This is a genomic window from Pseudofrankia inefficax, assembly GCF_000166135.1.
GTDB lineage: Bacteria > Actinomycetota > Actinomycetes > Frankiales > Frankiaceae > Pseudofrankia > Pseudofrankia inefficax.
Genome location: NC_014666.1, coordinates 7,850,785 through 7,871,916 on the forward strand (window position 1 = coordinate 7,850,785; position 21,132 = coordinate 7,871,916).

Annotated in this window: 19 protein-coding genes; 9 read left to right on the plus strand and 10 right to left on the minus strand. The window is 69.4% G+C overall.

The window, feature by feature from the left end:
- Window positions 1-162 precede the first annotated feature (162 nt).
- Window positions 163-531 carry a hypothetical protein gene (locus tag FRAEUI1C_RS42040; protein ID WP_368411138.1) on the minus strand — a complete coding sequence of 123 codons (369 nt, stop codon included), beginning with the start codon at window positions 529-531 and terminating at the stop codon, window positions 163-165.
- Window positions 532-860: 329 nt separating this feature from the next.
- Between FRAEUI1C_RS42040 and FRAEUI1C_RS36850 the strand changes: the two genes are divergently transcribed.
- From FRAEUI1C_RS36850 to FRAEUI1C_RS31765, 3 genes are all read left to right on the plus strand, one after another.
- Window positions 861-2,264 (plus strand): serine/threonine-protein kinase, encoded by a 1,404-nt coding sequence (locus tag FRAEUI1C_RS36850; RefSeq protein ID WP_013427483.1) that lies wholly within the window; start codon window positions 861-863, stop codon window positions 2,262-2,264.
- Window positions 2,265-2,392: 128 nt separating this feature from the next.
- On the plus strand, window positions 2,393-2,608 hold the full coding sequence (locus FRAEUI1C_RS38740) for a hotdog family protein (RefSeq protein ID WP_198318657.1): 216 nt from the start codon (window positions 2,393-2,395) through the stop codon (window positions 2,606-2,608).
- Between the two features lie 11 nt (window positions 2,609-2,619).
- Complete coding sequence (locus FRAEUI1C_RS31765; RefSeq protein WP_013427484.1) at window positions 2,620-3,045, plus strand: universal stress protein; 426 nt, start codon at window positions 2,620-2,622, stop codon at window positions 3,043-3,045.
- 85 nt (window positions 3,046-3,130) lie between these two features.
- On the opposite strand, the gene FRAEUI1C_RS31770 is transcribed toward FRAEUI1C_RS31765, so the two are convergent.
- Complete coding sequence (locus FRAEUI1C_RS31770) at window positions 3,131-3,589, minus strand: VOC family protein (protein WP_063748146.1); 459 nt, start codon at window positions 3,587-3,589, stop codon at window positions 3,131-3,133.
- 312 nt (window positions 3,590-3,901) lie between these two features.
- Window positions 3,902-4,717 (minus strand): uracil-DNA glycosylase family protein, encoded by an 816-nt coding sequence (locus FRAEUI1C_RS31775; protein WP_013427486.1) that lies wholly within the window; start codon window positions 4,715-4,717, stop codon window positions 3,902-3,904.
- Between the two features lie 223 nt (window positions 4,718-4,940).
- Between FRAEUI1C_RS31775 and FRAEUI1C_RS31780 the strand changes: the two genes are divergently transcribed.
- Window positions 4,941-6,596, plus strand: coding sequence for an amidohydrolase family protein (locus tag FRAEUI1C_RS31780; RefSeq protein ID WP_198318658.1), 1,656 nt, complete (start codon window positions 4,941-4,943; stop codon window positions 6,594-6,596).
- Window positions 6,597-6,757: 161 nt separating this feature from the next.
- Window positions 6,758-8,341 carry a toll/interleukin-1 receptor domain-containing protein gene (locus tag FRAEUI1C_RS31785; protein WP_013427488.1) on the plus strand — a complete coding sequence of 528 codons (1,584 nt, stop codon included), beginning with the start codon at window positions 6,758-6,760 and terminating at the stop codon, window positions 8,339-8,341.
- Window positions 8,342-8,501: 160 nt separating this feature from the next.
- Here the strand turns inward: FRAEUI1C_RS31785 and FRAEUI1C_RS36855 are convergent, their stop codons facing one another.
- The 4 genes from FRAEUI1C_RS36855 to FRAEUI1C_RS31805 form a co-directional block, all read right to left on the minus strand.
- Window positions 8,502-9,641, minus strand: a complete 1,140-nt coding sequence (locus tag FRAEUI1C_RS36855; RefSeq protein ID WP_013427489.1) for an alpha/beta hydrolase — start codon at window positions 9,639-9,641, stop codon at window positions 8,502-8,504.
- An 86-nt stretch (window positions 9,642-9,727) separates the two neighbouring features.
- Entirely contained in the window at window positions 9,728-11,161 is a 1,434-nt protein-coding gene (locus FRAEUI1C_RS31795; protein ID WP_157735111.1) for a N,N-dimethylformamidase beta subunit family domain-containing protein, read from the minus strand.
- Window positions 11,162-11,553: 392 nt separating this feature from the next.
- Entirely contained in the window at window positions 11,554-12,417 is an 864-nt protein-coding gene (locus tag FRAEUI1C_RS31800) for a mycofactocin-coupled SDR family oxidoreductase (protein WP_013427491.1), read from the minus strand.
- Between the two features lie 64 nt (window positions 12,418-12,481).
- A complete protein-coding gene (locus tag FRAEUI1C_RS31805) occupies window positions 12,482-13,531 on the minus strand; it encodes an aldo/keto reductase (RefSeq protein WP_013427492.1) in 1,050 nt (349 codons plus the stop codon).
- A gap of 213 nt (window positions 13,532-13,744) precedes the next feature.
- Here FRAEUI1C_RS31805 and FRAEUI1C_RS31810 point away from each other — a divergent pair, with 213 nt between their 5' ends.
- Window positions 13,745-14,536: a TetR/AcrR family transcriptional regulator gene (locus FRAEUI1C_RS31810; protein ID WP_157735112.1), complete on the plus strand. Its 792-nt coding sequence runs from the start codon at window positions 13,745-13,747 to the stop codon at window positions 14,534-14,536.
- A 184-nt stretch (window positions 14,537-14,720) separates the two neighbouring features.
- The gene (locus FRAEUI1C_RS31815; protein ID WP_013427494.1) at window positions 14,721-15,473 is read left to right on the plus strand and encodes a PKD domain-containing protein; all 753 of its coding nucleotides are present in this window, start codon (window positions 14,721-14,723) and stop codon (window positions 15,471-15,473) included.
- A gap of 99 nt (window positions 15,474-15,572) precedes the next feature.
- On the opposite strand, the gene FRAEUI1C_RS31820 is transcribed toward FRAEUI1C_RS31815, so the two are convergent.
- Complete coding sequence (locus FRAEUI1C_RS31820; RefSeq protein ID WP_013427495.1) at window positions 15,573-16,247, minus strand: DedA family protein; 675 nt, start codon at window positions 16,245-16,247, stop codon at window positions 15,573-15,575.
- 123 nt (window positions 16,248-16,370) lie between these two features.
- Complete coding sequence (locus tag FRAEUI1C_RS31825; RefSeq protein ID WP_013427496.1) at window positions 16,371-17,690, minus strand: ABC transporter substrate-binding protein; 1,320 nt, start codon at window positions 17,688-17,690, stop codon at window positions 16,371-16,373.
- 157 nt (window positions 17,691-17,847) lie between these two features.
- On the opposite strand from FRAEUI1C_RS31825, the gene FRAEUI1C_RS31830 reads away from it, so the two are divergent.
- Together FRAEUI1C_RS31830 and FRAEUI1C_RS31835 are read left to right on the plus strand one after the other, a co-directional pair.
- A complete protein-coding gene (locus FRAEUI1C_RS31830; RefSeq protein WP_013427497.1) occupies window positions 17,848-19,161 on the plus strand; it encodes a CaiB/BaiF CoA transferase family protein in 1,314 nt (437 codons plus the stop codon).
- Window positions 19,158-20,393 carry a CaiB/BaiF CoA transferase family protein gene (locus tag FRAEUI1C_RS31835; protein WP_013427498.1) on the plus strand — a complete coding sequence of 412 codons (1,236 nt, stop codon included), beginning with the start codon at window positions 19,158-19,160 and terminating at the stop codon, window positions 20,391-20,393. The genes FRAEUI1C_RS31830 and FRAEUI1C_RS31835 overlap by 4 nt, the downstream gene beginning before the upstream one ends.
- Here FRAEUI1C_RS31835 and FRAEUI1C_RS36860 read toward each other — a convergent pair.
- Window positions 20,390-21,124, minus strand: a complete 735-nt coding sequence (locus FRAEUI1C_RS36860) for a TetR/AcrR family transcriptional regulator (protein WP_232425191.1) — start codon at window positions 21,122-21,124, stop codon at window positions 20,390-20,392. The genes FRAEUI1C_RS31835 and FRAEUI1C_RS36860 overlap by 4 nt on opposite strands.
- Between the last annotated feature and the right edge of the window lie 8 nt (window positions 21,125-21,132).

The following is a 21,132-nucleotide window of genomic DNA, read 5'->3' on the forward strand; positions in this document are numbered from 1 at the left end:
GAAGTCGGAGACGGCGAACCACCCCGCGCCCTCGGCCGGACCACCAGCCGGCCCGTCACGAGGATCAAGGCCTACCGGCCCCCCAAGGCCGGTTCAGTTTCCTAGCCCTGCCGTCAGGCATCAGGTGGGACAGAAACGTCATGCATCAACTGGGACTAGACACTAGCTCGGCAGGCGCTTCAGCGCGTCAACGATCTCGTACAGGACTTCACCGAGTCGATCTGTATCGGTGCCACCGAGAACCTTTCGCTCCACCTTGGCCACGGCATCGCGAACCCGATCGAGAGTCCCATTCAGTGCGAGCACCACTCCCGCCCGCTGGCCCAGAGGTGATCGAAATGGACCTTGTACTGGTCGAACGCGCCGTCGTACTGTTTGCAGCAAAGGTGGAAGGTAAGACTCCAGTGCCCAAGTCGATCCGCGATCGTCCCGCGGCGGCCACACCGAGGGAGCTGGGTCGGTGCGGCTCTCCCACATGGAGACCTGGCCTTTGGTGACGCCGATGGCGAGGGCGACTTCGGCCTGGGTCATCCGAACTGCTGCGAGTTCGTCTGAGGCCGGTAGCCGGCCTAACGGGGCGATCTGCTTGGTGGCGCTGGGTCTGGCGGGTCACGGATGGACACCGACAGAACGTCGGGATTCCTGCAGCTTCGGTGTTATCTATGACCAGCGGTCGCTCAACGTGAGCTGGGTCGCCGCAGGGGAATCAGACAGCTGCTTGTCTCGGAAGCGACTGCCGTTGATACCGACGTCCCCCAGAGTGGACACTTCGGTCAAGCGTTGGCGGTAGGCCCGCCGCGCGGGACGGTGAGCGCTGCTTGATCGGGCGGCCTCGCGAGCCGGAGCACACGGGGGGCGCCGTGGAGAACGAGACGATCCGCTACCTAAATGGCGAGCGGTACCGGCTGCTGGAGCCGCTCGGTTCTGGCGGGTTCGGGACGGTGTGGAAGGCCCTCGACCAGCGGTTGCGGGTCGATGTCGCCATCAAGGAACTGGCAGTTCCGGGCGGCGTCGACGACCCGACGTTCGCGGAACGAGTGGCCCGCGCGGAGCGGGAGGCTCGCAACGTCGTGAAGCTGCGCGACCATCCCCATGTCGTGTCTGTGCACGACGTACTGACGGAGCGAGGCCGGCCGTGGATCGTGATGCAGCTGGTCTCTGGCCGTTCGCTGGCGCAGATCCTCAGGGAGGATGGGCCGTTGCCGGAGGCCGACGTGGCCCGGATCGCGGTGGAGGTCATCGACGCGCTGGCCGCAGCGCACGCCCTGGGCATCACCCACCGGGACGTCAAGCCCGCGAACATCATGCTCACCCCTGAGGGTCGTGCAGTGCTCGTCGACTTCGGAATCGCAGTCCAGGAATCCGACACGAACATCACCCACGGCGTCATCGGCACCCTTGCGTACACCGCGCCGGAACGTTTCGACGGCGAGCGGGGCACGCCGGCCAGCGACGCGTTCTCCCTCGGCGCCACGCTTTACCATGTCGTCGAAGGGAGTTCTCCCTTCGCGCGCGCGGAGCAGCAGGCGACCCTGCACGCGGTGCTGTCCGAAAATCCGCCACTGGCCCAGCGGGCGCCGGGCCTCGCGCCGGTTCTGGCCGGGCTGCTCGCCAAGGACCCGGCCGACCGGCTGACCTTGATGGCTGCCCGGGAACGCATTCTGCGCCTATCGCCGGGCTCGGCCACCACTCCGCGGCCGGCCGAGGGCACGCCTGCCCCCTTACCGCCTACCAGGCCCGAGCAGCCCACGGCAGCCCGGCCAGCAGCCCGGCCCACAAGGCCGACACCCGCGCCAGCCCCCCGGCCAGACAAGATCCAGTTCAGGTTCCACTTCCCGGTGGCCTTCTTCTTGTTCAGCCTGACCCTCCTCGGCATCGGGATCTATTTCTGTACCCGGGCGCCGGCCACTCCCAGGTCCTCCGGCGACATATTTAGTATTCTCGTAGCCTCAATCGGGACTCCGCTCGGGGCGATATTTTTCCTTGCGACCGTGCTACCCTCTGGCCGCCTCACATTAGACAGCAAAGGAATAACGACGGAAATGCGGGGAATAAGGCCCACGGTAAACGTTCGCTGGGCTGATGTCCTAACTATTCGCATTGATCAGGGGGTGTTGGGACTCACCGCCCGGGGGAACGGCAAGCGCTCGCCGACGACCGTCACGGTCTGTCAGCTGGACCGGCTTGTCGACACCACACCCGCGCAGATCGAGGAGGCGCTACGCCTGTTCGCCGGCGCGGCCTGGACACGCGGCCGGAGATAGGCCGCACCGCTTCGACGGCCGACGCGGTGTCCGTCGCAGTACACGTCTGCTCCACCTCGCGCCCAGTCCCCTGGCCGGCGGGGCGCTGCAGGCGCCCAGATCGCCTAGGATGTCGGTGTCCAGCGGAGGTGCTGGCAGATCCACTCGCTCACGACCACATCCACGGGCAGTACCGCTCTCACGTCTACCCATCGGACGTCGTCCGGCTGACTGGACGAGTAACCGGCCAACGACTCGACGACAGCGGCGACGCCGTGGTCGAGATCGAGACCTGGGCGACCAACCAGCGCGGCCAGAACGTCATGGCGGGCACCGCTCCCGACGCGCTCCCGCGCAGACCATGAGGACGCACCACATGGACACGATCATTGTCGGCGTCGATGGAAGTGACACCGCGAGCAAGGCGGCCACAACAGCCGCCACACTCGCTTCCGCCCTCGGATACGAGCTGATCGTCGTCAGCGCCTTCAGCTCCACCGACCGGCCGCAGACAGCTCGCCCCTTCGACGAACTCGACCTGACCGCGAGCGACACCGCACTGAAGATCGCCGAGCAGGCGATCGGGGATCTCCCGACCGACTTCGCCAGCCTGCCAACCACTCCCCGCTCGGAGCTCGGCAAGCCGGCTGACGTGCTCGTCAGCGTCGCCGAGGAACTCGGAGCGAGCATCATCGTGGTGGGCAACAAGCGCGTCCAGGGCGTCACCCGGGTCCTGGGCAGTATCGCCGCGGACGTCGCCCATCGCGCGCCCTGCGACGTCTACATCGCGCACACCCACTGAGGAGACAGCCGCGGGCCTGGCGCTGGTCATGTGATCGGGTCCGCGGCTGGGGTCACGCGGGGAGGGGACCGCGTCTGATCGCGGGCTACGACGTCGGGTCGGCGAACAGCTCAAGCTGGATGTTGTCGGGATCACGCAGGACCAGGACGGCAGCGCCGGGAATGGAGTTCGCCGGCGCGACCGCCGAGTGGATGACACCGCTGTCCGCCAGCCGCCGGGCCCACCTATCCAGCTCATCCCGGTTGGCCACGGCGAACGCCAGGTGATCGAGGCCCACCCGCGTCTCGTCGAACGAACCGCCGTCACCGTCGCGGTGCTGGGTGAGCCCCAGGCGCACGTTCAGGCCCCGGTGCCGCAGGAACACCTTGCGGCGCGACCCGTCCGGGGCCTCGTACGCTCCCACCCGCGTGAAACCAAGGACGTTCTCGTACCAGGCCGCGCTGGTCTCGACGTCCCGCACAGTCAGTCCGAAATGGTGGATGCCGACAATGCCGCCGACCGCCGCATCCACCGGCGTCTCGGATACAGGCCCCACCTCGGACATGACCGACAGCATAGGCAGAGCAACGCCGCTGTCACCTCCGCGCGACCCGCCGATTCCCGACACGACCCCTGTCAGACGATCGGGTGATGTCGCCACCCCGCCGCCCGCCTGGGCCACCGACAATCGCGGCGACGACGCTCCGCAACCATAGGACCCGCGTCAGATCCGATCTTGAAGCAGTCCCCTCGCGGGGGCCCATTCTTATTTGCCTTGTTAGGGAGCGGAGCAGGTAGATGTTTTCCGGACGGACATTGCTCACGGCGGCCGCGGTCGCCGCCGTGACGGTCGCGGCCGCGGATCGCTGCGGTGGTGTTAGAAGGGGCGTAGGTCGGTCGGGATGGTGACGACTATGGTCGCTCGCCGCTCGACGGGGGAGGTGCCCTGCCGGCTTGCCCAGGCCTCGTCGGCGCGCATCCAGGCAGGCAGTCCCGCGGGCAGGTCCCGCTCGGGGATTGTCGCGAGGTCGCCGGGCGTGAGGTCGTCGCCGTAGTGCACCAGCGGCGTCACAAGGTCGGGGTGGGTGATCGCCGGGTGCAGGACATCGAGAGCGGCGTTCCAGTTGGCGAGCATCGCCGCCATCGCCGCAGTTGGGTCACCGTCGGCCGCGGTGGAACTGTCGGGGTACGTGGGATGCAGGATGTGCTGGTAGGCACCGCTGTACTGGCTGCCCGTCGGCGTCGCCCTCCAGTGGTGAAAAGCCTTGTCAGCCAGGGTTCCGAGCGCGACGACGGCGTCGATGGGGTTGGTCGCGGTCAGTGCGTCGAGCCAGCGGTGGCGGTAGGCACCGATCGCCGGGTCGTGGGCGTGCCGGTTCCCGCCGGTCTGGCCGTAGACGCTGTACACAAACGTGTTGATCATCGTGTAGCTGTGGGTGATCCCAAGCTTCGCGAGAAAGCCCTGGATACGGCGCCCGGCGGTGCCGATGAGGATCCGCCGCGCGATCGCCTCATGCGCGGCCGGGTCCTGCCCTAGCACCAGGAGACGGGCGGTTCCGTCGAGTCTGCCGCGGTGGAAGATCGGCCCCCACTCGACGCGGAAATCCGCCGCCGGATTGACCTCCGGGCCCGGGCAGCCCGCCACGAGGCTGGCGTACGGTTCCTGGCCGTAGCCGGGATCGAACTCGGTCATCGCCGCCCACCGTTCGCCGTTGGCCCACCCGTCCGCGCCGCCCCGACCAGTCCCCGTCCAAGGACGGCTAGCCGCTGGGCTGCAGCCTGACACGCCCGTTCCACCCAGTGGACAGGAATCGCCGACCGGGCGGTGACGGCAAGCCGACGAGTCGCTTCCCCACAGCCGCCACCATCGATGCTGTACTACCGAATGGAGTCTTCCGAACACAGATAGTAACGAAGTGGCAGTGGCGCAGCCGACCAACTCTGACGGCGGACCGCGGTTCGCGTTGCGCGGCCGGATCGTGACCATGGATGCCGCCGACACCGTCCTGCCCGACGGCGCCATCTACGTTTCCGGCGGGGTCATCGACGCGGTCACCCCCGCCGACGCACCGCCGCCTGCCGGCCATGAGGCGATCGTCCCGGTGGCGACGGGTGGCACGGTCTATCCGGGGCTGATCGAGCTGCACAACCACCTGCCCTACGACGTGCTGCGCCTATGGGACGTGCCCCGCCGCTACACGAACCGCGACCAGTGGGCCGGCACCGCCGACTACCACCGCCTGGTCACCGGGCCGATGACCGTCCTGGGCTCCGACCCGACGCTCATGCCCGCCGTCGTGCGCTACGTCGAAACGAAAGCCCTCGTCAACGGCACCACCACCAGCCAGGGCATCGCCCTGTTCAGCAACACCGGAGCCCGCCACATGTACCGCGGCGTCGTCCGCAACGTCGAACAAACCGACGACCCGACACTCCCCGCCGCGCTGTCCCGCATCGCCGACGTCGAAGCCACGGACGCGGCCAAATTCCTCGCCCGCCTCCGCGGCAACCACCGGCTCCTGCTCCACCTCGCCGAAGGCATCGACACCGCCGCCCGCAACCACTTCCTCGCCCTGCAACTGGAAGACGGCCAGTGGGCCATCACCGACAACCTCGTCGGCATCCACTGCACCGGCCTACACCCCGAGGACTTCCAGGTTCTGGCCGCCCACGGCGGGTCGATGGTCTGGTCGCCGCTGTCGAACCTGCTGCTGTACGGCCAGACCTCCGACATCGCCGCCGCCAAGGCCGCGGGTGTCCGCATTGGCCTGGGTGCCGACTGGTCCGTCTCCGGGAGCAAAGGCCTCCTCGGCGAGCTCAAGGCCGCCCGCCTCGCCTCCACCGCCGCCGGCGGCGTGTTCACCGACCGCGACCTCGTCGCCATGGCCACCCGCGATGCCGCCACCATCCTGCAATGGAACGGAAAACTCGGCACCCTCGAAACCGGCCGCTACGCCGACCTCCTCGTCATCGACACCACCACCGCGGACCCCTACACCGCGCTGATCGACGCCCGCGACCACGACATCATCCTCGTCACCATCGCCGGCATCCCCCGCTACGGCACCACCACCCTCATGCACACCCTCACCGCCGACGACGACCAGCCCGCACCCGAGGACCCCCACCTCGACGGACCGGGAAAGCGGCTCCTCTACCTCCGGCAGGACACAGCCGACCCCACCGTCGAAGCACTCTCCCTCACCGAAGCCACCGGCCGACTCACCACCGCGCTCGCCGACCTCCCGAACCACGTTGCGCAACCATCCGCCGCAGCGACCTTCGCAGCCGCCGGAGGCCGGCCCCGCTGGCGACTCGCCCTCGACGAGATCGAACCCACCGGGCTCGCCCTACGTCCTCACCTGCCCCTCCGCACCGGCGCCGCCCGCCCCCGCGAGACCACGCCGAACGAGTCGCCGCCCGGACCGTTCACCCACGCCGCGCCGGCCCAGCATCCCGTCGCCCTCGACCAGCTCACCTCGCAGGACGACGAAGAATTCCGCCAGATCCTCGGCGCCGAGCACAACCTGCCCGACGGCTTCGGTAAAAGTCTCACCGATCTGTTGACCTGACGGTTCCGGCAGGGCTGTCTCGGCAACGGCTCAGGCTCCGCCAGCTCGCGGTGCAGAAACCCAGTCCGGCTTCGGGCCGTCCCGCGACCGGGTGAGAGCTTCACCCCGTCGCGGGGTGACCGCTGACTGGACACGGCGGCACCAGTGGGAGGATCGGCCATGTGACGAACGACGCCGGAAAGGTCGTGCGGGCGTGGGACTTTTTCATCTCCTACACCGCCGCCGATCGGCAATGGGCGGAGTGGATCGCGTGGCAGCTGGAGGATGCCGGATATTCCGTGCTGGTCCAGGCGTGGGATTTCGTCCCCGGCTCGAACTGGATGCTGGGCATGCAACGAGGCGTCTCCTGCGCGCGCAGGATGATCGCCCTGCTGTCCGTTAGCTACATAGGGTCGGTGTACGGCGGCGAGGAATGGCACGCCGCGCTCGCCGCGGACCCGGAAGGCTTCGCGCGCAAACTGCTTCCCGTCCGCATCGAGGACTGTGAGCGGCCTGGCCTGCTGCGCAACGTCGTCGGGTTCGACCTGTTCGACTGTGAACCGGACGCCACGTGTGCCCATCTGCTTGAACAGGTGGCGCACAGCCTCAAAGGGCGGGCCAAGCCCGCCGTCCCGCCAGCGTTTCCCGTGAACCGGCGTCCGCGGGCGGTCGAACCGGCCTTCCCATCACCGGCCGACCCTGCTACGCCACGCCATCTTTTCGGCACACCGTTGGCGGTCCTGACGGGCCACACCCATGAGGTGAACACCGGGTCTTTCTCTCCGGACGGCTTACTTCTTGTCACGACCTCCAGAGACAACACGGCGCGGCTGTGGGACGTGGCCACCGGCCAGCAGCGAGCGGTTCTGTCCGGTCACACCGGTGTCGTGTGGTCAGTGGATTTCTCTCCCGACGGCGCCCTGCTCGTCACGTCCTCCTGGGATGGGACAGCGCGCCTGTGGGACGTCGCCACCGGCCGCCAGCGCGCCGTGCTGACCGGCCACACCGGACCCGTCTGGTGGGCGGCGTTCTCCCCGAGCGGCGACCAGATCGTCACCAGTTCCGTCGACGGGACAGCGCGGTGCTGGGATCCCTCAACGGCGCGACAACAACGCGTGCTCACTGGTCACATCAACACCGTCTACTGGGCTGGCTACTCCCCAGACGGCACCCTGCTCGCCACCACCTCCAAGGACGGGAACGCCCGTCTGTGGGAGGTGGCCACCGGCCGCCAGCGCGCCGTCCTCACCAGCCACACCGACCCAATCTGGGCGGGCGCATTCTCCCCGGACAGCACGCTGCTCCTGACCACCTCCAGAGACAAGACAGCGCGGCTGTGGGACGTCGCCACCGGCGAACAACGATTCTCGCTCTCCGGCCATACCGATCCCGTGCCGTGGGGAGGGTTCTCCCCGGACGGCACTCTGATCGCCACTACCTCCAGAGACAAGACGGCACGGCTGTGGGACGCCGCCACAGGCAAACAGAAGGCTGTTCTCACTGGCCACACGGATCCGGTGTGGTTCGCATCGTTCTCCCCCGATGGCACCCTGCTTGTCACCACGTCCAGGGACAAAACGGCACGGCTTTGGGACGTCGCCACCGGTGAACAGCGCGCCATCCTGACGGGACACACCGAACCGGTGGCCTGGGGCGCGGCATTCACCCCGGATGGCGACATCCTGGCGACCCTGTCCGCGGACAGGACGGTGCGCCTATGGGCGGTCGGTTCATCGGACGCGCCGCGGCCGCGACCCGAACGGTAGAACCCATATACATCTGCCGCTCGACCAGCTCGCCGCCGTGGCGAACGTCGACGTCGGCCGCCCGCATCGTCCTCGTTCCCCAGCCGTGAGCTGGAAAGACCAGTTGATCGGCGTCGCTTCATCGCGATCGGAGCCGTGACCGCGTTCAGCTGAGGTCAGCTCAGCTGAGGTCTGTGGGTGGCGCGACGAGCGGGCCGGGCAGGTACTGAGCGATCCAGTCGATCGCCGGGCCGAAGGCCGCGGAGAACACGCCCCAGTTGTGCCCACCGGACGCGGTGAGCATGGTCGTCGTCGGGAGAGACGGGGCATAGTGCCGCAGCGTCGCCGTCATCGCGCGTGCCTCGGCCATCGCGCCCGGATCGCCGCCTGAGGCCGAGAGGAACAGCGGGGGCGCGACCGGGTTGCGGTAGCGGACCCACCAGAGGGGCGAGTTGTCCCGGCTGGCGAACCTCGACCCCTGGTAAAGGCCTGGCGTTCCCGGGTCCTGGCCGGCGGTGAAGTAGCCCGAGATGCTGGCCGCCGCCGCGTAGCGCTCGGGGTGGTGCAACGCGACGTTCGCGGCACAGAACCCGCCGGTGGAGATGCCCAGCGTGGCCCAGGAACGAGAGGCGTCGACGCGGAAGGTCCTGGTGACGTCGTCGAGGACGTCGACGGACAGGTACGTCTCCCACTGCTCTCCGTGGACGGCGTTGACGCACTCGGAACTGTGGCCGCCGGCGTAGACCTGCGGGATCACCAGGACAACGGGTGGGACCCGGCCGGCGGCGATCTCGGTTTCCAGGCGGGCCTGGATGTTCATCAGCTGGGGAAAGGTCTCGGGCGAGCCGGGGTAGCCGTGGAAGACCTCCACCGCGGCGAACCGGCGCTGCGCGTTGCCCGTGAAGTAGGCGGCGGGGAGGTAGAGCAGGCCGTGGTGGGTCAGTCCGCTGCGCATCCCGGGGTACAGGACGTTCAGCAGGAGGCCGTGGCCGTGGCGGCTGTCCCGGCGGCCGAGCGCGGCCCAGTCCGGGGTCAGCACGGTCACCTGGGAGCCGGTCCCGGAGTGCGCCGGCATGGCGAGGCTACGCGGGCTGGCGGGGCGGCCGAGCAGATCCGAGACCGAGGTGTAGAAGCCGTACGAACGGTTGACCTGCGCCAGCGCGAGGACTCCGCCGAGCGCCATGACCAGCAGCAGGCTGGCCGCACGCCCGGGCAGCGCCCACCAGCCGGGCCACCGATTCCACAACAGGGAGGTGCCCACGGCGCACAGCAGGCCGATCATGCCCAGCAGGAGCAGGAACGGCCATCCCGTGAGGGTCATCGGACCTCCGTGTCAACGTTGACGCCTGTCATTGTCGACGCCGAAGACGGAAATGAGAATTCTGGTCGTTCAAGCCCTGTCGCCGTTCAGCGTTCGAGTCCGGTGACCTTGTGGGCGTAGTCGGTGGGTACGGACCGCGCGGCCGGATGTCGCTGACCGGCCGGCCCCGCCGCGAACGCCTGCAGCAGATTCGTCGTCACCTGGCTGGTGAAGGCCTGAATCCGTGGCCCGCTCGCACCGGCTCCGCAGACGTCGCCCAGCGTGCACACCCAGGCGCTCGTGCCCGCGTCGAACACCCCGGCGCCTGACGCGGCGGTGTAGTAGGTGACGTCGGAGAAGTCCGGAGCGCCTCGGCAGGTGACCGGCGAGTGGGCAAGCACCTCGATGTTGGGTGGCGTCGGCGCGGTCGCGTCATAGCGGTCGTACTCCGAGCCGATCATGCCTGGGACATGTTCGCCGGCCGTCGCGGCCGTGCCGGACAACAGCCACTGATGCGGATTCCAGACGACCAGGTCGGCGTGCACGGGGTTGCACTGGTACATCCCACCGGTCAGGGCGCTTTCCGGGCTTGCCAGCGGCGGGGTCGGCCAGTTCGCGGTGATCTGGGCGTTGTCCTTGCCGTAAAGCGGGTCCTCCGTGGCGACCTTGTAGCCGGCCTGCGTCCGCTCCGGTCCGTACGGCGACGGCGACAGCCGGATCCGCCGGTAGACCGCGTTGGCGCCGAGGAACGCGAGGTTCGTGCCGCGGTCCCTGGCGCCGGTGAGCGCGTCGCGCATCGCCCGCGAGTAGTACTCGTCGTGGCCCAGGGAGATCACCGCGCGGGCGCCGTCGAGCAGGTGGGGGTCCGCGTCCAGGTCGACGTCGGTCGCGTAGTCCAGCGGCAGGCCAAGCCGCTCGGCGAGCGCGACCAACGGCTCCTCGTTGCCGGTGAAGTCGGCGGCGCCGTCGCCGTAGTCGTAGGGCCGGTCGAACGAGACGACGCGGGCCCGATCCGCGAACTGGCCGTCGGGGCCGTGATACAGGCTGTAGCCGCCCCAGGCGTTGTAGGCCTGCCAGGTCGTCACCGCGTTGAGAATCACGATCCGGCCCGCCGCCTTCGGACCGCGCACGGTCAGCGGCACATACCACTGCCAGCCGTGCGCGTCGTCCAGCCGCATCAGATAGTCCCCGGGCGGCCAGCCGCCGGTCTGGAACGTCGTCGCCGGGCTCCAGGTCGTCGCGACGGTGTGCACCGTCGGGGTCGGGGTGGGCAGCGGCTGGCGGACGCCGGCCAGGCCGGTCACCTGGTCGACGAGCCGACAGCCCCGACCGCCATACCAGCCAGTGCGGAAGACCGACACCATGAACGAGGGCGCCGTCGTCGACACGTACAGCCGGACCGGTTCACCGGGGGAAATGCTCGCCCGGTCAAGCCAGCCCTCGATCGCGTGGTCACGGCCCAGCCGTGCCAGCCCACAGTCGGCCCCTGGCTTGGCGTTCTCGGCCAGCACGTCGGAGCCCGCGGGCGCCGAGGTGGTCACCGGGGCGGGTCGTTGGCCCGTCGAACTCCCACTGGAAGGCCGGCTGGTCGGACCGGGGCCGCCACAGGCCGCCAGCACCGCGGCCAGCACCCCGACCGCTACCGTGCCAAGGCCGCCGCGGCCTAACCTCATCTGCCACACGGCCCACAGCATCCACCGGGCGGTTCAACTCCGGGCGGCCACCCCCGGCCAAATCGATCTTCTTCTACACGCGTCTAGCAGATCGCGCTGGGACTGGCCGACCTTTCTGGCTACGGACGCGGCCAACAAGGTCGGCCGGGTAACAAGATCGCTGTCTGCGCCCTCGCGTGGCTGTAACCGCGGCGGTTTCGTGACCATTCGAGGGCCAAATCGGCGATCACGCTAACGGGCCGACCTTGCCGGGAGTGGCGCTAGATCGCGCGTTCGCCCTTGAGCATCGAGCCCGCGTCGAGCCGGATGTTGAGGCCGGTGATGTAGCGGGAGTCGTCGCTGGCGAGGAACGCGACCAGGGCCGACGCGTCGCCGACCTCGATGTAGGGAATCGGCATCGGCTGCATGGCCGGGAAGGCCACCTCCGCATCCTCGCGGGTCGGGATTTTGCCCGCGGCGACGAGATCCGGGCGGAACGAGCGGTAGATGTCGTCGTTCATCAGCAGCCGGGTGTTGACATTGGTCGGGTGGACCGCGTTCAGCCGGATGTTGTGCGGGGCCAGCTGCAGGGCGAGCGTCTCGACGTACTGGAAGACCAGCCTCTTGGCGAACGAGTACCCGACACCACCGGTCTTGCCCATCGCCTCGGTGGTGTTCTTCATCAGGCCCGCGCACGAGCCGGTGACGATGATCGAGGCGCCCGCCCGCAGATGCGGCGCGACGACGGCGACCGTGTTGTGCGCGCCGACGAAGTCGACGTCCATGCCGTCGATGAAACCCTCTATCAGGGTGCGGTCATTCATCGGCAGAATGCCGGCGTTCGCGCAGACGATGTCGACCCGGCCAAACCGGGCGAGGCCCTGGTCGAGCGCGGACTTCAGCTGTTCCTTGACCCGCACGTCGGCCTTGACGGCCACGATGGAGCGTCCGGTCGCCTCGACCTCCTTGACGGTCTGCGCGAGGTCCTCCGCGCTGGCCATCTCGTAGTTGACGGTCGGGATGTCCTCGCAGATGTCGACCGCGATGATGTCCGCGCCCTCGCCGGCCAACGTGACGGCATGGCTGCGGCCCTGCCCGCGGCCGGCGCCCGTGATGAAGGCGACCTTGCCCTCCAACTTGCCCATCTGGTCCTCCCGGCTTGCCTGTGGAGATCGACTTCGTCTCGGTGGACGTACCTCTCGGCGTCCGCTACGTAGAAGGGTGCGGTGGTCGGCGGCGGGCCGCGGGCAGCAAGGACGGGTAGCGCGTGAAGTGGTCGATGCCGGGGAGGTCGGTGCCCGGTGGAACGATCTTGTCGATCGCGTCGAGGATGTCCGGACTGAGCTCGATGTCCGCGGCGTCCAGAGCGTCGTCCAGATGCTTCGCCGTACGCGGTCCGATGATCGTCGAGGTGATCGCGGGGTGGCTCGCGACGAACGCGAGCGCCAGCGAGGTGAGGGTGATGCCCGCCTGGGTTGCCACGTCACGCAGGGCGTCCACCGCGTCGAAACGGGTGGGGTCCGCCCGTTCCGCGGCAGTACTGACGGTCCCCTGCATGAAGGGACTGGTGGGGTCGTACCGTGAGCCGGCCGGTGGCTCCTGGCCGCGCTGGTACTTGCCGGTCAGCCACCCACCCGCGAGCGGGCTCCACGGGATGACGGCCATCCGGTGTCGTTGGCAGGCAGGAAGCACCGCCTGCTCCACCGAGCGGGCGAAGATCGAGTACTGCGGCTGCTCGCAGACGAACCGTTCCGCGCCGCGCCGCGAGGCCGCCCACTGTGCCTCGACGATCCAGTCCGCCGGGAACGAGGACGATCCGAGGTAGAGCACCTTTCCCTGCCGTACCAGGTCGGTGAGCGCTCCGAGGGTTTCCTCCAGCTCGGTGTCCCAGTCGAGCTTGTGTATCTGGAGGAGGTCGATCCGGTCGGTGCCCAGCCGTCGCAGGCTGTCCTCGACCGCCTGCGCTATCCATCGGCGGGAGGAACCCCGCTGGAGTCGACCGCCCATGGGGAAGAAGCACTTGGTGGCCAGCACCACCTCTTCTCGGCGCGATTTGACCGCTCGCCCGATTATTTCCTCACACTCGCCGTGGGAATACACGTCGGCGGTGTCGATGAAGTTGATGCCGCCGTCGAGGGCACGATTGATGATCGGCACGCACTCGTCGGGCTCGGTGCTGCCCAGCCGGCCGAACGTCATCGTCCCCAGGCACTGGCTGCTCACCTCGACGCCCGTCCTGCCAAACCTGCTGTACCTCATCAGAACCCTTCAGGAGATCTCAGCCATAGAGGGCCCCAGAATCAGCGAGGACGCATCGCGGAGGCCCTACACGCATCAGAACCCCAGTCCCGCGACACAGGTAGTCACGACGCAGGCGTCGGCCATTAACGGAAGCCGTGAATGCCACCCGCGATACGACCAGGCCCCTCGCCGGTGGACTGATTATGCGACCGCCGGTCGCATAGTGTCAAGGTGGTGTTAGATGGCCCGGTGAGCCGGCAGCTTCCGACCGAGAGCGACGAGTCGGGGCCCGTCCGCCAGGAGTTCCTCGCGCCCAAGCCCGGCTCCGCTGAGTGGTGGACGCAACGTGATGCCACGGATGCGAAGCGCCGGCCACGCTCGGGCGGCCTGACGACCGCACGCATCATCGAGGCCGCCCTGGAGATCCTCCGGGACGGAGGACTTGAGGCGCTGACCGTGCGGGCTCTGGCCGAACGGTTCGAGACGAGCAATGCCTCGCTGTACCGGCACTTCGCGAGTCGCGACGAGTTGATCGCGCTGATCGGCGACCACGTCATGGGCGAGGTACGGCTGGACCGAACCGGGCGGGGCTGGCGCGCCGACGTCGAGGCGTTGATGTCCGAGATGCGGCGCGTCATCCTCGGCCAGCCGCTGCCGTCGTCCGCGGCCCGGCGCATGTCCGCCTACGGCCCCAACATGCTGCGCATCGTCGACGCCGCGCTCGGGCTGTTCCTCGAGGCCGGCCTCCCCAACGACGAGGCGGCTCGCACGACCATCAGCATGATCAACTTCGTCGCCGGCTCGGCCGACATCGACCGCAGCGCTGCCGGGCGCGGCCCGCGAGGCGACACCGGGTCGGCCGGATTCGACCGGCTTCTCGACAGGCTGCCGGCCGACCGGTTCCAGGCGCTGCGCGCGGCGGGGCACGCCTATACGTCGGCACCTGTCGACGATGTCTTCGCCCACGGTCTGGCGATCTTCCTCGACGGGGTGACCAGCCAGCTCGCCGCGACCGGACGCTGACCGGAGCTCCGCACGCGACCGGCTCCAGCGCGACCGGCGTCGCGCCGGCCCTCAGACCGCTGCACGCCGGACACCCGCGCGCCGCCTCGGTGCGGTCGTCCATCCGACAGATGCTGGCAATCAACGAGAAGCGTCCCAAAATGCAAATTGCATAAGTAAATTTGCAGATGTTGGGAGACGTCTCATGGAGTCATCCGTCGTCGCACGGGCTGTCAGAGGCTTCGTCCACCGGCGTGACCGGGCGGCCGCCGAGCGCGGGCCTGCCCGCGCGAGTGCCGGCCGATCGCGACTGGCCGCACTGTGCCTCGCGACGTTGGCGGTCACCGCCACCACGGCTATCGCGGCCTGCCAGCCCTATCCCGGAATGCCCCTCCCGCCGCCCACCCAGAGCCAGCCCGGTCCGCCTGGCATCAAGCTGTTCGTGGCCCCGACCAGCGGCGCGGCGCCGCTGCAGGTCGGCCTCACCGCAGCGGCCGCCGGCGGAACGGGCACGTTGGCCTTCCGATTCGACTTCGGCGACGGCACGGTCGTCGGCCCGCAATCGGGCGCCAAGGCGGCGCACCTGTACACGAAGGTCGGAACCTTCCAGCTGACGGCGACCGTCACCGACAGCATTGGCAGGTCGGCGTCGGCGACCCAGGCGGTGACCGTCTCAGCGCCGACACCGCACATCTCGGCCAGCGCGACCACCGCCCCGATCGGCCAGGGCGTGACGCTCACGGCCACCGGCGCCGTCCCTCCGGCCGGCGACTACACGTGGAACGCCACGAACCCCAACGGCCTGTCGTTCCGCCTGGACGACACCACCACCCCGACCTACTTCATCAATCCAGATCTCGCGGGCACCTGGACGTTCTCGGTCGACATCTCGGACGCCGCCGGGGCCTACCGCCCCTCCAACAAGATCCAGGTCACCTTCACCGCCCCCGCCTCCTGAGCCACCGCGGCCTCGGCCGACACCGCCGCGCGGTGTCGGCCGGGGCCGCCGCTCGTGGATCACCGTTCTGGCGGCCCGGCGAGGCGCCAGAGCCTGGGATCAGGAATTCCGGCGCGCCGGAGACGGAGTCTGTGAGCGCTCGGGCCCCTCCCCCGTCCGGGACCGAGACGGCGAGCTCTCCCGGTGCCGGCGCCGCACGAGGTAGCGGACACCCTCGATGATCCCGGTGACGGTCAAAGCGATGCCGAACGCGAGCAGCAGGCCCTTCCAGGGCTCGTCCTCGAACGTCTGGCCGCCGGCCATCCCGATGAGGGTGTTGTAGACGGCCCAGAAGACGGCACCGATCCCGGCACCCACCGCGAAGCGACGCCGGTAGGGCATCCCCAGCATTCCGGCGGTCAGGGTCGTCGCGGTCCGCCCACCGGGGACGAACCGGGCGACGGCGATGATCAGGATGCCGCGCCGCTCGATCATCCTCCGGGCCCACTCGACGGCTCGTCTGCCCTTGTCACCGCGCAGGAGCCGGCGTTGGGCCGCCGGCCCCCACCGCCGCCCGATCAGGTAGCTGGCCGTGTCGCCCGCGAAGGCCCCGAGCCCGGCCACCACGATGACCTCGAACGGGTTGAGCCGGCCCGATCCGGCCAGCACCCCCGCCGTGACCACTGCCGTCTCGCTGGGCAGGATCGGCAGCAACGAGTCGCCGAAGCACACCGCCAAGAGCAGCGGATACGTCCACCACGCCCCGGACACGACATCGACGACCTGATCGAACATTTCCCAGACATACCCCGCGGTAGACGGCTACCGCGGCCGGGGCCGAGACAAGAATCTCGGCCCCGGCGCGACGTCCGTGATCAGGACGCTTCCACGGTGAACCGGCTCAGGCAGCGGGTGGGGCTAGCCCACGGACTTCCCGGGAATGACCGTCCCGCAGACGGGATCGGCACCGGAGACGACCGAGAACGACTGCCCCTTGAACAGGGTGAACCACAGGCAGTTGTCGGCCCCCGGGCCACCGACGCCGCGCTGGTCCATCCCGAAGTTGATGGTGTGGCCGCCGAGGAGCCCGGCCCCGTCGTAGTTCGTCACCTTGAGAAGGGCATCGATCATCGAGGCGCGGGTCGGCTTGGCGCCGGCGCCCTTCAGGCCCCAGGTCACCGCGTCCATCGACGTGTAGGCCAGGTACTCGGGAAGCCCGGGGACCTTGGTGGTTCCGGCGGCCTTCAGGTCGGCCTGGAACTTCTTCGTCGCCGCCGTCTGCAACTCGAGCGGCTCCCAGCCGAGCGAGAAGTAGACGTCCTGGGCGTCCTGGATCTCCGCGGGGCCGGCGGACAGCAGCGAGTCTCCGTAGCCGATGGACAGCACCGGGGCCTTCAGATCGACCCCCTGCTGGCGGAGCGACTTGATGATCTGGAAAGCCGAGATCTCCTGGAGGGCGATGTCGAGCCCGTCGATCCCCGCGTTCTTCATCGCGAGCACGGCGGGGCCGACGTCGGTGCTGCCGAGCTGGAACGTGTCGTTCAGGTAGCCCGCCTTCAGGCCGGCGGTCTGCGACGACACCACGGCGCCGCGGGCGGCATCGGCCGCGCTGGGCACGCTGCCGTAGCCGATCGCGCCGATGTTGGTGGCGCCGACCTTCTTGTAGAACTCCCCGAGCGTCGTCGTGACCTTCGAGTAGTCCGGGAACCCGAACACGGAGAACATGTTCCGGTCGGTGTTCCACTCCGTGGAGTCGACGGCGCCGCCGATCACCGGAACGCCCTGCGCGGCCAGGTAGGGAGCCGCGGCGAAGGTCAGGTCGGAGATGGCGATGACCGCGAGCACGTGCTCCTGGTCGACCAGGCGGTGTGCCGCGGTGAGCTCGCCGGCCGGCGAGGACGCCCCGTCGGCGATCACGTACTTGAGGTTGTAGCCGTCGGCGGCCGCCGCGATGGCCCCGGCCTTGATCGCCGCGGGCAGGTTCTTGTTGGAGGCACCGAGGGCGCCGGTGAGGTCCGAGATGACGCCGATCGTGTAGGTGGGGCCGCTCGCGGCGCCCGACGAGCCGGCCGCGGCCGAACCACCGGAGCTTCCGGAGCTACCGCACCCGGCTACCGCGAAGGTCGCGGCGGCCAGCAGGACCGCTCCGAGCCGCCAGCCCCGTCGCCGCGCGAGGCCGCCGGATAAGCCTCCAGGCTCCCGGTGCCTGCCAAATCCTGGTGTGCGCCGTGCCGTCATCCCTTGCTCCCGTCAGGTCGAGGGCGGACCCCGCGCCAGTTCCCGCAGGTGAGCGCCGGTCGTATGACCTGCAGCACACCAGGGGCTGGACTTTTCTGTCAAGCGCTTGATAGAACCAACCCGCCGCAGAAACGCTGGACCCTGCAGGAGGCATCGAGTGGTCGAACCGTCACCGCGGGCCGAGGCCGCACCCCCGGTCGACCGGTGGGCCGGGTGCCCTCCCGAGCTCGAAGCCCGGTCGGCCGCGTTACGCCGGATCCGCGTGTGCGACCTCAGCGGCCAGCTCGCGGGGGCCGGGGCGACCAGGCTGCTCGCCGCCTTCGGCGCCCAGGTGATCCGTGTGGAGGACCCGGCTACCAGGGGTGGGTGGGACATCGTCCGGGGCGCTCCGCCGTTCCACGACGAGCGCCGCGGCCTGGAGTTCGGCGGCGGCTTCAACAACCACAACACCGAGAAGCTGGGAGTCACCCTCAACCTGCGCACCGAGCGTGGGCGTGACCTGCTGACGCGGCTGATCGCGGTGTCGGACGTGGTGACCGAGAACTTCGCCGGCGGGGTGTTCGCGCGGCTCGGCTTCCCGTACGAACGGCTCCAGGAGATCAAGCCCGACATCGTCTACGTGTCCCACAGCGGCTTCGGCGCCACCGGCCCGTATCGCGACTTCCGCACCTGGGGACCGATCGTCCAGGCCGTCAGCGGGCTGACGTTCACCGCGGGCCTGGCCGGGCAGCCACCCGCCGGCTGGGGCTACTCCTACATGGACCACCAGGGTGCCTACGCGATGGCGATCGCGATGCTGGCGGCGCTGTGGCACCGCGACCGCACCGGCGAGGGGCAGTGGGTCGACCTGGCCGGCGTCGAGGTCGGCCTGAGCCTGACCGGCCCGGACATCCTTGATCACCATGTGAACGACCGTCCGGCCCGGGAACCGGGATCGGTCGACTCCAACCGCGGCGGCGCGCCCGCGATGGCGCCGCACGGGATCTACCCGGCCCAGGGCGAGGACCGCTGGGTCGCGGTGGCCTGCCGCGACGATCTCGACTGGCGGCGGCTGGCGGACGAGATCGGCCAGCCCTGGGCCCTCGGCGACGACCTGGCGACGCTCGCGGCTCGGCTCGCCGGCCAGGACGCGCTGGACGCCCGGCTGAGCGCGTGGACCGCGGGCTTCGACAACCACGGCCTGGCCGAGCGCCTCGTCGCCGCCGGTGTCCCCGCGAGCCCGGTCCGCACGCCGGCCGAACGGATCGACGGACCGCCCGCGACGCCCGGCTGGGATCTGTGGCCGACCGTCGTGCATCCCGACATCGGGCCGGCCCGCGTCGAGGGACTACCGGTGCATCTGTCGGAGACCGACTGGTCGCTGCGGCGCGGGGCGCCCCGCCTCGGCCAACACAACCAATTCGTGCTGCGCGACGTCCTCGGCGTCGACGAGACCGAACTCGACGAGCTGACGGCCGAAGGAGTCTTATGACCGGCCCACTGGACGGCCTGCGGGTACTGGAGATCGCGGGGCAGTTCACCGCGTACCCGAGCAAGGTCTTCGCCGACCTCGGAGCGGACACCGTCGTGATCGAGCCGCCCGGCGGCGCGGCGGCCCGGGCACTGGGCCCGTTCGTGGGCGACGAGCCTGCACCCGAGGCGAGCCTGCACTGGCGCCACTACAACACGTCCAAGCGCGGCATCGTGCTCGACCTGACCGACGAGGCGGACCGCGCGCGGCTACGGCTGCTGCTCGCCGACTGCGACGTCCTGCTGGAAGGACTGCCCGAACCGGAACTCGCCGGGCTCGGGCTGACTCCAGACCGCCTCGCCGCCGCGTTTCCGTCGCTCGTCTGGGTCTCGGTGACGCCGTTCGGGCGGCGTGGGTCCCCGCCCGACGTCCCGACCACCGATCTCACGCTGCTCGCCGGCGGCGGCCCCGTGCACAGCTGCGGCTACGACGACCACACACTTGCGCCCGTGCGCGGCGGCGGCGGCCAGAGCGCGCACACCGCCGGCTCCTTCGCGGCCGTGGCCGCCCTGACCGCGCTGATGTGGCGAGCCGTCTCCGGGCGCGGCCAGCACGTCGACGTGAGCGTCGACGCGGCGCTCAACGTCTCCAGCGAGCTGGCCACCACCCAGTACCTCACCGACGGAGGAATCGTCAGGCGGCAGACCGGCCGGCACGCCATGGTCGAGCCGACCGCCCCGACCCAGGTCGAGGCCGCCGACGGGCACCATGTCGTGCTCGGTTTCCCACCGCGGGCGGCCGAGGACTACGCGGCGATCGTCGAATGGATCGACCTTGTCGGGTTACGCGAGGACTTCGCGGACGTCGTCCTGTTGGAACTGGGGGTCGAACGCGGCGGGGTCGCCGTCGTCGAGCTCGCGACCGACCCGTTGGCGCAGGAGATCTGGAACGCCTCACGGGACGCGATGATGCTGCTCGCCGCGCGGCTCCCGGCCTATGAGTTCTTCCTCGGCTGCCAACGCCGCGGGCTCGTCGCGGGATTCGTCGCCTCACCCGAGGCGGCGCTCGAAGACCCGCACCTCGTCGCACGCGGATTCGCCACGTCGGTGACCGATTCACACACCGGCCGCACCGAGACGCATCCCGGGGCGCCCTACCGGTTCAGCCGGACGCCCTGGCACATCTCGCGGCCCGCGCCTCGGATCGGCGAACACACGGAAAGCTTTTTCAAGACTCACTGGAACGATTGTTAGAACGCGTCTCGTCCGGACGGGCCGGCCTCGTCTCCGGGGCCGGCATCCTTTTCGGGGCCGGCATCCTTTTCAGGGCTGGAACCGCCGGCCAGTATGTTCGCCACCGTGTCCGTCAGCATCATCGACAGGTGACGCCGGGTTGTCTCCACCTGGGACCCGACCCATTTGGCCAGGGTGCCGTTTCCGGTGCCAAAAATGATCAGTGTCATCGCGCTGGCCACCCGGAAGAGGCGCTCCGCCGTACCGATGTCCGGGGTGAGCGGGGTGAGCCGCGCCACGACGGCGTCACTCTCCGGGGTGGCGCGCGAACTCACCAGGTGCCGGTACTCCGGGTCGTTCATCAGGGCGATCAGGAACGGGTGGTAGTACTGGCCGGTCTCGTGTTGGGCCATCTCCGCCGCGGCGGCCACCATGGCGCGGGCAATGTCACGAACCGTGACGTCCCGGTCCGGGACGTTCACCGCGAACAGCCGTTCCAGATCGGACCGCAGCTCGCCGGTGCGGGAGTCGACGATCGCGAGCACAAGGCCCGACTTGGAACCGAAATGATAGTGGACGGCGTCACGGCTGATGCCGGCCTCGGCGGTGATCTGCCGGGTCGAGGTGCGAGCTATGCCCTGTTCGGCAAAAAGCCGCTCGGCGGCGCGGAGAAGCAGCTCCCGTGTCTGAACACCGCGTGCGTCCTTACGCACCTCAACCCCGGCCGGGGATTGCGTATCCAGCGACGCCACGAAAACAG

Bases quoted from the DNA above. Each gene is read 5' to 3' on its own strand.
- FRAEUI1C_RS31820 (WP_013427495.1), bottom strand. From the start codon at position 16,247: ATGTTCGATCAGGTCGTCGATGTCGTGTCCGGGGCGTGGTGGACGTAT.
- FRAEUI1C_RS42040 (WP_368411138.1), bottom strand. From the start codon at position 531: ATGACCCAGGCCGAAGTCGCCCTCGCCATCGGCGTCACCAAAGGCCAG.
- FRAEUI1C_RS31825 (WP_013427496.1), bottom strand. From the start codon at position 17,690: ATGACGGCACGGCGCACACCAGGATTTGGCAGGCACCGGGAGCCTGGA.
- FRAEUI1C_RS31805 (WP_013427492.1), bottom strand. From the start codon at position 13,531: ATGAGGTACAGCAGGTTTGGCAGGACGGGCGTCGAGGTGAGCAGCCAG.
- FRAEUI1C_RS31835 (WP_013427498.1), top strand. From the start codon at position 19,158: ATGACCGGCCCACTGGACGGCCTGCGGGTACTGGAGATCGCGGGGCAG.
- FRAEUI1C_RS31815 (WP_013427494.1), top strand. From the start codon at position 14,721: ATGGAGTCATCCGTCGTCGCACGGGCTGTCAGAGGCTTCGTCCACCGG.
- FRAEUI1C_RS31770 (WP_063748146.1), bottom strand. From the start codon at position 3,589: ATGTCCGAGGTGGGGCCTGTATCCGAGACGCCGGTGGATGCGGCGGTC.
- FRAEUI1C_RS31800 (WP_013427491.1), bottom strand. From the start codon at position 12,417: ATGGGCAAGTTGGAGGGCAAGGTCGCCTTCATCACGGGCGCCGGCCGC.
- FRAEUI1C_RS31775 (WP_013427486.1), bottom strand. From the start codon at position 4,717: ATGACCGAGTTCGATCCCGGCTACGGCCAGGAACCGTACGCCAGCCTC.
- FRAEUI1C_RS36855 (WP_013427489.1), bottom strand. From the start codon at position 9,641: ATGACCCTCACGGGATGGCCGTTCCTGCTCCTGCTGGGCATGATCGGC.
- FRAEUI1C_RS31765 (WP_013427484.1), top strand. From the start codon at position 2,620: ATGGACACGATCATTGTCGGCGTCGATGGAAGTGACACCGCGAGCAAG.